Here is a 1,276-nt window from a genome sequence, read left to right as displayed (position 1 = left end):
TCCAGCTCCTGAACACGGCCTCGATGGCCCTGCGAAGCTGCTCCCACGGGTCGGTGGGGAAGTCCCGGCCCGTGGCGGCCTTGTAGATCGCCTTGAACTCGGCCACCAGCTTCTCCAGCGCCTCGGCGGGGATCTCGAAGTCCTGGGCGACGCCGAGCGCCTTCTTGCAGGCCGAGAGGGCCTGCTCGAACCGGTCGGAGCTCACCTCGTCCACGACGCTCCCGAACATCTGGATAAAGCGGCGGTAGCTGTCGAACGCGAAGCGCCGATTGCCGGAAACGGAAGCCAGCCCCTCGACGGTCTCGTCGTTCAGGCCCAGGTTCAGGATCGTCTCCATCATGCCCGGCATGGAGATGGGGGCGCCGGACCGCACCGAGACCAAAAGCGGGTTCTTTCCGTCGTTGAAGCCCTTTCCGGCCTCCTTCTCAAGCTCCTTGACGTGGCGCTTGACGTCGTCCCAGACCGCGTCCATGATCTTCGGGTCCTGCATGTACCTGCGGCAGACCTCGGTGGTCAGGATGAAGCCGGGCGGCACGGGAAGGCCGCTCTGCACCATGTGACACAGGTTGGCTCCCTTGCCCCCCAGAAGCAGCTTCTGATCGCCCTTTCCTTCCTTCAAACTGTAGATAAACTTCTCCGCCATACCACTCACTCCTCGTTCGACAAAAACGTTTTGCGGAAGCGCGCCACACTTCGCAATCCAAAGCGACGCGAACCCGCTTCCAACTCCAACCCTCCGGCGCGCTCAGGCCTCACAGTATTAACAAACCGAATTGATAACATCACTATCCCTTATACTATAGCGTTTTCGAGGGCTCCCTTCAATGGGGATTTCCAAGGATTTCATCCTGTCGGAGGGAACGCTCCGGCGGTCAAAAGGGTCCGTTCTGCAGCGGCGAAGCTTCGGCAGGCGGAGTGGGATCGGCGGGCTTTCCTCAAGGATGCCCGCAATCAAGGCCTTGCCGAAGGCCACAAACAGGGGCTTGAGGAGGGGCGCAAGAAAGGGCTTGAACAAGGGCTTGAGGAGGGGCGCAAGAAGGGACTTGAACAGGGACTTGAACAAGGGCTTGAACGGGGGCGCGCGCTGGGCGAGGCAAAGGGTCGGGCGGACGTCGTACGGCAGCTCGCCGCCTCCGGTCTCCTGACGCTGGAGCAGGTCGCTCAGGCGACGGGAATGTCCACGGAGGAGGTCAGGGCCATAACTTCGGAATAAAAAGCGCAGGAGGCCCTCATGCGGGCACGTTCATGGCTCGCCCGCGTGGGGCCTCCCCTCCTT

1 protein-coding gene is annotated in these 1,276 nt (G+C 62.1%); it reads right to left on the bottom strand.

Annotated features, from left to right (window positions below; translation table 11 throughout):
- A partial coding sequence (locus Q0629_RS07685; RefSeq protein WP_298780977.1) for a PEP/pyruvate-binding domain-containing protein occupies nucleotides 1-643 on the bottom strand: 643 nt, incomplete at its 3' end.
- Nucleotides 644-1,276: the final 633 nt, after the last annotated feature.

The sequence above is a fragment of the uncultured Fretibacterium sp. genome (genome assembly GCF_938030725.1).
In the GTDB taxonomy this organism is placed as follows: domain Bacteria; phylum Synergistota; class Synergistia; order Synergistales; family Aminobacteriaceae; genus Fretibacterium.
Note: the sequence above shows the minus strand (reverse complement) of the source record. Positions and strands in the feature narration are given on the sequence as shown.